The sequence below is a fragment of the Pseudorhodobacter sp. genome, assembly GCF_030452865.1.
Classification (GTDB): domain Bacteria; phylum Pseudomonadota; class Alphaproteobacteria; order Rhodobacterales; family Rhodobacteraceae; genus Pseudorhodobacter.
This window is the reverse complement of record NZ_JAKDLJ010000121.1, coordinates 1-8,630: the sequence shown is the minus strand read 5'-3', so window position 1 is coordinate 8,630 and position 8,630 is coordinate 1. Positions and strand designations below refer to the sequence as shown.

The following is an 8,630-nucleotide window of genomic DNA, read 5'->3' as shown; positions in this document are numbered from 1 at the left end:
GCTTGTCCTTCATGGGCGGGGGCCAGCAGTTTTTCGACTCGGCAGCCATCGCCGCAGCCTTCACAGACACACCGCAACTTTCATTGGGGAATATTTTTGGGGGAGTGGCGCTATGAAACACACTCCTTTTTTAGGTTGGGAAGTCGTCGGGACGCACGACGCCCGCGCGCAAGCCGCAGTCGATGCAGAGCATCCAGAGTGGACGGGCCTACCTGCTACGGCGATGGAGGCGAGGGATGTAGGATTGAAACACTTCTTCACGGGCAAGCCGTGTAAGCACGGCCATGTGTCGATCCGGTGGGCCAGCACGGTCGTTTGCAGAGAGTGCAACCGCGAGTATCTAGCCAGTCCGAAACACAGAGCTTGGGCGCGCGAGTACGACCGGAAACAGTACGCTCGTCCTGAGGACAAGAAAAAGTTTCAAATCTACATGCGCGAGTACGAGCGCCGACCGGAGTCCGTTGAGCGAAGACGTGAGTACAACAACCGTCCTGAGGTCAAAGATCGGAGGCGCAAATATCGGCGTCCTGATGCTGCGAAGAAAGAACGAGAATACTTCTCCCGACCGGAAATTAAAGCAAAGCACAGCGAGCGAAACAGGCGTCGCGATGCCACAAAACGCAACGCAACACCCAACTGGCTCATGGACAACCACATTGCCGACATGCACGCGTTTTACGCAGAGGCTCAGCGTCTGACCGACGAGACAGGCATCCCGCACCACGTCGATCACATTATCCCGCTCACTCACCCCGACGTGCAAGGGCTGCATGTCCCGTGGAACCTTCAAATCCTCACGGCCAGTGAGAACACGTCGAAGAACAATTCGTTCGACTACACCAACGAGAATGAAAGCTGGAGAACCACATGACCAAGATCATCCAACGCGGGGAAGACCTCATTATGCCGAATGCCGATCCTGCCGTGGACATTGTAAAGGGCTATCGCCGCTATTTGATCGGCTTGGATATCGCGCAGGCGCAAGACCGGAACGCCTATTCGATCATACTGGATGAGCGGGTGCCATTTTATGACGAGAACGGACGGCAGGAGCTGACCAAGCGCCGCCGTGAGATCGTTCGGGCGGATCACCTACCAGCCATGTCCTACGCCGATCTTGCCATCGTGACCCGCAACCTGATGATGGACCCGTCCATCGCGGGCCGCGCTTACCTTGTCGTGGATGCCTCGGGCGTGGGCCGCGCGTTCTGCGACATTCTCAACACGAAGTCAGTGCAGCACACCCGCGTTCAGATGGTTGCGGGCGAGAATGAGTCGGAATCGAAGGAGCGTGGGCAGACCTTTAACAACGTGGGGCGCACCCGGCTCTTGTCGTCGCTGAACTCGGCCATTCATACTGGCGATCTGACCATCGGCAACTTCGCTGCCCGCGATCTGCTGCGCCAAGAGCTTGAGAGCTTTGAGGCCGATGTGGGATCGACCGGGCGCGTGCGCATTGAGGGCGGCACGAAGTTCGGCCATGCCGACTTGGCCGTGTCGGCATCGCTGGCGCTGTGGCTGTCCGATCACCGCAGCATCGGTGCGCATATCGGGGAAGTGGCTTTGCGGGGCTACTGGTAGGAAAAACCTGCACTGTCGCGGTGCTTGTGATCGCCGCGCCCACAGTCGCCCGACGACTTCAACGAGACGCGGGCAAACACCGGGCAAATATCGCGCGCTGATGGGTGTCCCTACGTTTTGGGCATAATGGTAATGGCGCGAGGATAACAGCCTTCACAGACGCGCTGCTCATGGGATTAGCCGAAAAAGGCCTTGACCGATCTAGAAGGAGGCGCTAGGTGTTGCGGGCAGAGTCATGCGAGCAACTATAACTTGACTCCGTTGCCGTTCTGTTCCACCTTCTCAGGTGAACAGAATCGGAGGCCCATATGGCGCATCACTCAGAAGAATTCTTGATCACGGACCCCGAGGCGCAGCCCGGAGTTGTCTCGAAGGTCGAGGCCGGTGTTCGGCCCTTGCAACTCCTTGAACCTTACAGCGCCGATCATGACGTTCACTGCGCTTTCTGCCCCCAACGGCAGTTGCATAAGCACGGCTACCTCGCACTGCTACCTGATGGCCGTCGCGCCTTGTGCGGGAATGTCTGCGCAGAAGAATACTTCGACAAGCAGACGGTCAACTCCCTCGACCGTAAGCGCGACCAGCTTGCCGGTATAAGGCTCAAGCGACGGCAAGCAGAGGCGATCATAGGTAATGCTGCGGACCTCCTGCCGATGATCGACGCGGACATTGCGCCAAATGAGTGGGAGGCCGAGGCGGCGATGGAAGCCCTTGGGCATCACATCCCGAAAGCGGTCAGAGAACAGATCAAAGCCAGTGACGTGCAAGGTGTCGCGCATCTCGGGCAGTCCTGCCGCGCCTTCGGTGACGCGAGAGGCGGAATCGCCTGCATCATCGGTAAAGCAGATGGCGTGACTGCGGGCGAAGCCGAGAAACTGATGGAGAAGCGCGTGGCCATCGTCGAGCGCATCAAGCATGGCACCCATTATTTACACGAGGCCGTCGCGTTCTTCCAGCCAGACAACCTGCAAAGGTTCCGGCTTTGGCTGCTGGCAAACCAGAATCTGCACAGCATCCGAGGCGTGCATGTCACCAAGAAACATATGACGATCACGGTGCAAGAGGGCACGGATTGGATGGGCGATCCGCGCACCAGCCGCTACCAGCTTGACCTGCCCGACATTGAAGCACCAGACCTCGCCCAGATCATGGCTACGCTTGGATGGTAGGCGCTATCACGGGCGAAGTACCTTGCCCGGTCGAAACCTGATTTCACCGGGTCTGCCAACTTCCCGAGTCTCTATGGTGAACTGTCCATCGGTCCTCAATAGCGCGACCGGTTCAATATGTGAAAGAAAGTTCTCGGGCATCTCGGTCGCTCGCCTGTACCAGCGTTTCACTGTATCGGGCGATATTCCCAAGTCGTCGGCGATCTCACCGAATATCACCCCTTCGGGCTTCTTGGTCATTGCTCGCTTTCTTCCATCGGCGCTTTCGTCGTCCCGATCCTCAGCCATCTTGATCTCAACTTCCTCAATTATGATCAAGGTCGTCTCCTGACGCTTCAACGCGGCGTCTAGGTCGTCGTTGAGCCAGCCTTCGAGCAGTTCATGACAGTCCTCGTATCGGCCCCATCTTGCGCCCGCAGGATTGGCTTGGTGGCCCTGCGCCGGAAAGGCTCCTTTGTGGTCAAACAGGAAACTTGGAGCGAACCAAGCAAGGAACCCTTTCACAAAGTCTGGGTATTCGCGGCTGGTCTGATCACAAACATGAAGTGCTGCCATGGCGTAGTGCATCAGCGGTTCAAACTCGAATTTCAGGCGGAGGTATTCGATGAAGGCAGTCTCAAAGCAGGTAGTTGGAAGTAGCTGCTTAGCCATGGATGTGCCCCTCGGGTGATGGTGTTCCTGCCAACACGGCATAACGCAAACCATCCGAAAGGACTACCAAATGACTGAAAAGCTTAAAGCGGCAATGAGAGCATTGCGGGACGCAGGCGCACGCGACGACAGTGAGGTGAACTGGAAGGACGACGTGGATGAGATCCACACCTACCGGCTGGTGTTCATCGAAGGTGAAAGTCAGCCCCTATGGGTCGAGGTGATCGCATGACCCACGAACCGCACATTATCACGGGGCGTTGCAGAGATGGCGTCGCACTTGCCGAAGTCGAAGCCGCGCAACGCGTGATCAATCACTACATCGGCGAAAACTTTGTGACTGACTTCTGCCGTGACGAAAAGGGCTTCTTCGGCTTCTGCTACGATCCGCAGTGTTTCGCGGATCGTGCAAAACGCTTGGCTGACGGCGACACTGCCTAATGTTGTAGAGTTGTTGCAGAGCCATCAAAAACACGAAGGTCGCCTTAGCGGGCGGCCTTTATCGTATTGATTCTATTAGGTAATATGGTGCCCCCATACGGATTCGAACCGCAGACCCTCTGATTACAAATCAGATGCTCTACCAGCTGAGCTATAGGGGCAGTGTACATCAGATAGCCGCAGAAAACCCGCGTTGCAAGTGCGGTTTGCGTTTATCCCGCGCGATTGGCATGGGCGAGGACCCAGACCGCAGCCAGTCCGACAAGCATCACCAGCAGCGCGGCAGGGGCGGCGTCGCCGATGCGTTCAAGGCTCGCCTGTTCATAGACGCGGGTGGCCAGCGTGTTGTAGTTGAACGGGCGCAACAGCAGCGTTGCCGGCAATTCCTTGACGCAATCGACAAAAACCACCAGCAGAGCGGTTGCGACGGACCCGCGCATCAGTGGCAGATAGACGCTGCTTAGTGTTCCGCCCGGACCCCGCCCCAAGGATCGCGCCGCCAGCGGCAAGGACGGCGAAATGCGGCCGAAAGCCGAATCAACCGCGCCTTGGGCGACGCCGAAAAACCGGACGAAATAGGCGATGATCAATGCCGCCGCCGATCCGGTCAGAATCAATCCCGGCTCAACGCCTGTCAGCGCCAGAATCGCATCGGCAAGATGATGGTCGAACGCAGCCAGCGGGATCAGCAGACCTACTGCCAGAACCGCCCCCGGTGCGGCATAACCGACCGATGTAAGCGGCAGGATCATTCGGGGCGCGCCCCGGCGGACCATCCGCACGCCATAAACCAGAAACACCGCGCCCGCGACAGTGAGAAAAGCCGCAATCCCGCCGACGAATACTGTATTTCCAAAGGCTTGCAACAGACCGGGTGACACCCAGGCCCCCGGTTTTTTCACCGCATGGCCCAGCATCACTGCGACCGGCAGCACAAAGCCCATTCCGAAGGGGATCAGGCAGGCAAATGTTGCCACCCAAGCCCGCGCGCCCGTCAGACGCTGCGCCTCCAACGGGCGGGACGCGCGGGACATGCGAAAAAACCGCGCGTTCCGGCGGCTCAATCTCTCGATCCCGAGCAACACCACGACGATGGCAAGGATGACCAGCGACAGTTGCGCCGCGCCCCCGGCATTGCCACCCGAGAGCCAGACCGAGAAAATGCCCGTGGTCAGGGTTTGCACCCCGAAGTGATCGACGGTGCCGAAATCCGCCACGGTTTCCATCATCGCAAGGGCCACCCCCATCGCAATCGACGGGCGGGCCAAGGGCAGGCCGACGCGAAAAAACACGCTGATCGGGCCTTTGCCCAAAGCGCGCGCCACCTCATAAGTGCAATTCGATTGCTCCCGGAAAGCGGCGCGGGACAGCAGATAGACGTAGGGATATAAGGCTGCCGACAGTACCAAAACAGCCATCTGCGGCGTGCGCATCGCCGGAAACCAGTAGTCGCGCGCATCCTGCCAGCCAAACCCGGCGCGCATCGCGGTTTGGACGACGCCGGAATAGTCGAAGAAATCCACCAGCGCATAGGCGCCGACATAGCCCGGTATCGCCAAGGGAAACAACAGCGCATAGTCGAGCCAGCGGCTGCCGGGAAAGCGATACATCGCAACCAGCCATGCCGCGCCGGTGCCGACCATCGCCGTCAAAATTCCGACCCCGAACATCAAAAGGAATGTGTTGCCCAAGTAGCGCGGCAGCACTGTCGACATCAGATGCGGCCAGATGTTTTCCACCGGATGGAACGCAATCCAGATCACCGACAATATTGGCGCAATCACCACCAAAGCGATCAGAGCGGCCCCGACCGACCACAGGCTCGGCAAGCGGTTCCAGGACCAGACCCTTCTCGATGCCGCGGGATGTTGAGTGTTTTGCTCGGTCATAAGTCGCAGCCGTACAGGAAAGCGGTTTGACTGTCCAGAAAAGGCCTTATAGTTCGATTATAGCGTTTCAAAATGAAGTCGCGACGCTTTACAAGACCCATGAACACCCTGCGCCACAGAAAACCGACGGGAAGGCTTTGATGCGGATTGTCTATCACCTTGGTGCCCATTGCACGGATGAGGAGCGTTTGCTGCGCTGCCTGCTGAAAAATCGCGGCCGGCTTGCCGAAGAAGGGATCGTGGTTCCCGGCCCTGCCAAGTACCGCTCGTTGCTGCGTGATACCGCGATGTCCCTGAAAGGGGAAGCCGCCTCGGAAGAAACGCAAACCATGATCATGGAACAGATCATGTCCGAAAACCGGGCAGAGCGGGTCATTCTGTCATGGGACAATTTCATGGGCTTCGCGCCGAGTGCGGTTCGCGGGGGGATTTATACGTCCGGTCCCGACCGCATGCACGCCTTTTGCCAGATATTCCCGGGGGTTGAAACGGAATTTCATCTTGCGATCCGCAACCCGGCAACCTTTGTTCCTGCGATGTTTCATAAGCAGAAAGGCCGAGCCTATGAGGATTTCATCGAGGGGATGGATGTGGCGTCGCTGCGCTGGTCAACGCTGATATCGGCACTGCGGGAACGCAACCCGCAGGTGCCGATAACGGTTTGGTGCGACGAGGACACCCCGCTTTTATGGCCGGAAATCCTCCGCGCCGTGTCCGGCCATAGCGACAAGATCACGCTGACGGAAACGGATGATCTGCTCGCCTCGATCATGTCCGCCGATGGCATGGGGCGGATGGCAGGATATATCGAATCGCATCCGCCGCAGGATGCAACCCAACGCCGCAGGGTGGTCTCGGCGTTTCTGGATAAATTCGCGCTGACGGATCAGGTGGAAGTGGAAATCGACATGCCGGGATGGTCTGAAGACCTGATCGCCGGGATGACAGAGGGCTATGATCAGGACGTATCGCGGATCATTGCCATGGACGGGGTTCATTTCCTGACCGCCTGAATCGTTTTGCATTTCATCTGCGACAGGCAGATCGAAATTCGCTTTCGATCAACGGGGGAGGCGGGCAATTTTGATACGAGTCAGTGCGAAACGCTCTCGCGGTGGCGGCGTTTCACCTCTCGGACCGCCCGGACGTGAAACGCGACGCGTTTTCATATCAAAATTCTATTGCATGCCCAAAGCGGTTTTGTAGAGGTCAAGCACGGCTTCTTCTTCGGCAATATCATCCGGCGTGCGTTTGCGCAGTGCCACGACCTTGCGCAAGACCTTGGTGTCATAGCCGCGGCCTTTTGCTTCCGCCATCAACTCCTTTTGCTGCTCGGCGAGGTCCTTCTTTTCGGAGTCCAACTGCTCAAAACGCTCAATGAACGCGCGCAGCTCATCGGCGGTAACGGAATATTGGTCAATCGGATCGCTCATGCTGGCCTCTCTAGCTCTGGGAGCCTTTCCCTAGCGCGGCAGCGGGGGGCGGTTCAAGCACCGCTTTTGTAAAAAGGCGAAGTGGCGTACAAATATCGAAGACGCGGGTGCGGCGTTTCGACTTGCCCCGCCGAAACGCCTCGGTTAGAGGCGCGGGTCAATGTCGCGGTTTGAGATCGGCAGGGGGCAGATCATGGAAATGCTGGTTTGGATTGGCGCCGCCGTCTCGTTGATCGGGGTCGCCGGTTTGGCATGGTGTGTCGTTCTGGCGATGAAGGCACGCAATTCCGGTAAGCCGGAAGCAGAGATGCGCGCCTCCTTGCAAAAGGTGGTGGCGCTGAACATGGGCGCGCTCGGGGTTTCGGCGCTGGGCCTGATGCTGGTGGTTTTCGGCATTCTGCTGAAGTAGCCGAGGGCAGCGGTCCGAGCCGTTCAGCCGTCGTTCAATGCGTCCAGACTGATGCCCTCGCGGATCAAGCCATCCAGCACCGGAGCGGGGGACCAAAGTGCGGCGTCATCTTTTTCCCATTCCATCAGATCATCGCGCAGCACCAGCAAGCCGCGCCGCGCCGCCCATAACATCGGGCCACCGCCCCAGCGCGGAAAACCAAGGCCGAGCACCATCGCCAGATCAATATCCGACGGGCGCAGTGCGGCCTCGTCCCCATAAAGCCGCAATCCGGCATTGGCCAACGCGCCCAGCATCGGCGCTGCCAGACCGGACCAAAGGTCAAGGCTCGCCGGGTCGTTGCTGTGGCGGTCCCTGTCGCGCACCATGCCCCAGCGGGTCAGTACTTCCAACACAGGTTCCGGCCCATGCTTGTCCTCCAACACTTGCAGGCTTTTGCTGAAGGCCGATGACAGGCCGGCGCAAATCCCGGCGCCTTGCCCCTGAATGACGCTGCGCCGCATGCGTTTGAGCAGGGCAAGCAGGGTCGCCACCGTCTCGGCGTCGCTGTCGGGCGTGACCAACATTTCGGCCAGCCTGCCATTCTGTGTCGGCGGCATCATTACCAGCCCCAATGCCCGCTGCCCACCAGTACCAACCCGCCCCAACGTGACAATCGGAGCGCCGGAGGTCGCGGCGATGCCGGGCACTTTCGCATCCGCATGACGATAGGGGCCGGTCACGAACACCAGATCTGCGGCGTCGCCATCCTCCCCCGGAAGGCCTGGCTGCACCCGTGCCCAGTGCGCGTCATACTCCGTTTGCGACAGCTTGCCTGCCGCAAGGTCCGAGGCGAGCCCATGCGCCACGCTTTCCAATCCCTTGGCCAGCGCGTCACCATCGCCGTCAATCAGCGTCACCTCATACCCCGCCGCCAACACCTCGCGCGTCAGGGCAACGGCATCGGCGGCTGCACCGACGATGGAGATCCGCTCCAGTTTTTGTGCTTTCGCTTTGGCACCCAACATGCGTCCGGCGCGGCGTTCGGCAAAGAAGACGTGACGCAGGGCTTCGGCCT

Annotated in this window: 10 protein-coding genes, 1 tRNA gene and 1 pseudogene; 7 read left to right on the top strand and 5 right to left on the bottom strand. The window is 59.1% G+C overall.

Annotated elements, in window-relative coordinates; genetic code table 11:
• Nucleotides 1–112: 112 nt before the first annotated feature.
• The 3 genes from L0H65_RS09075 (at nucleotide 113) to L0H65_RS09065 (ending at nucleotide 2,750) form a co-directional block, all read left to right on the top strand.
• Complete coding sequence (locus L0H65_RS09075; protein ID WP_301458550.1) at nucleotides 113–871, top strand: hypothetical protein; 759 nt, start codon at nucleotides 113–115, stop codon at nucleotides 869–871.
• Nucleotides 868–1,581, top strand: coding sequence for a hypothetical protein (locus L0H65_RS09070; protein WP_301458549.1), 714 nt, complete (start codon nucleotides 868–870; stop codon nucleotides 1,579–1,581). Before L0H65_RS09075 ends, L0H65_RS09070 begins: the two co-directional genes overlap by 4 nt.
• Before the next feature lie 308 nt (nucleotides 1,582–1,889).
• On the top strand, nucleotides 1,890–2,750 hold the full coding sequence (locus L0H65_RS09065) for a hypothetical protein (protein WP_301458548.1): 861 nt from the start codon (nucleotides 1,890–1,892) through the stop codon (nucleotides 2,748–2,750).
• Nucleotides 2,751–2,756: 6 nt separating this feature from the next.
• On the opposite strand, the gene L0H65_RS09060 is transcribed toward L0H65_RS09065, so the two are convergent.
• Nucleotides 2,757–3,401, bottom strand: a complete 645-nt coding sequence (locus L0H65_RS09060) for a helix-turn-helix domain-containing protein (protein ID WP_301458547.1) — start codon at nucleotides 3,399–3,401, stop codon at nucleotides 2,757–2,759.
• 70 nt (nucleotides 3,402–3,471) lie between these two features.
• Between L0H65_RS09060 and L0H65_RS09055 the strand changes: the two genes are divergently transcribed.
• Entirely contained in the window at nucleotides 3,472–3,633 is a 162-nt protein-coding gene (locus L0H65_RS09055; RefSeq protein ID WP_301458546.1) for a hypothetical protein, read from the top strand.
• Nucleotides 3,630–3,842: a hypothetical protein gene (locus L0H65_RS09050; RefSeq protein ID WP_301458545.1), complete on the top strand. Its 213-nt coding sequence runs from the start codon at nucleotides 3,630–3,632 to the stop codon at nucleotides 3,840–3,842. The genes L0H65_RS09055 and L0H65_RS09050 overlap by 4 nt, the downstream gene beginning before the upstream one ends.
• Before the next feature lie 85 nt (nucleotides 3,843–3,927).
• Here L0H65_RS09050 and L0H65_RS09045 read toward each other — a convergent pair.
• Both L0H65_RS09045 and L0H65_RS09040 read right to left on the bottom strand, forming a co-directional pair.
• A tRNA-Thr gene (locus tag L0H65_RS09045) sits at nucleotides 3,928–4,003 on the bottom strand.
• A 51-nt stretch (nucleotides 4,004–4,054) separates the two neighbouring features.
• Entirely contained in the window at nucleotides 4,055–5,731 is a 1,677-nt protein-coding gene (locus L0H65_RS09040) for an iron ABC transporter permease (protein WP_301458544.1), read from the bottom strand.
• Nucleotides 5,732–5,871: 140 nt separating this feature from the next.
• Between L0H65_RS09040 and L0H65_RS09035 the strand changes: the two genes are divergently transcribed.
• A complete protein-coding gene (locus tag L0H65_RS09035) occupies nucleotides 5,872–6,744 on the top strand; it encodes a hypothetical protein (protein WP_301458543.1) in 873 nt (290 codons plus the stop codon).
• A gap of 165 nt (nucleotides 6,745–6,909) precedes the next feature.
• Here L0H65_RS09035 and L0H65_RS09030 read toward each other — a convergent pair whose 3' ends face one another.
• Entirely contained in the window at nucleotides 6,910–7,164 is a 255-nt protein-coding gene (locus L0H65_RS09030; RefSeq protein ID WP_301458542.1) for a DUF2312 domain-containing protein, read from the bottom strand.
• 193 nt (nucleotides 7,165–7,357) lie between these two features.
• On the opposite strand from L0H65_RS09030, the gene L0H65_RS09025 reads away from it, so the two are divergent.
• The gene (locus tag L0H65_RS09025) at nucleotides 7,358–7,573 is read left to right on the top strand and encodes a hypothetical protein (RefSeq protein WP_301458551.1); all 216 of its coding nucleotides are present in this window, start codon (nucleotides 7,358–7,360) and stop codon (nucleotides 7,571–7,573) included.
• A 23-nt stretch (nucleotides 7,574–7,596) separates the two neighbouring features.
• Here L0H65_RS09025 and L0H65_RS09020 read toward each other — a convergent pair.
• A pseudogene (locus L0H65_RS09020) lies at nucleotides 7,597–8,630 on the bottom strand (hypothetical protein); the annotation flags it as partial.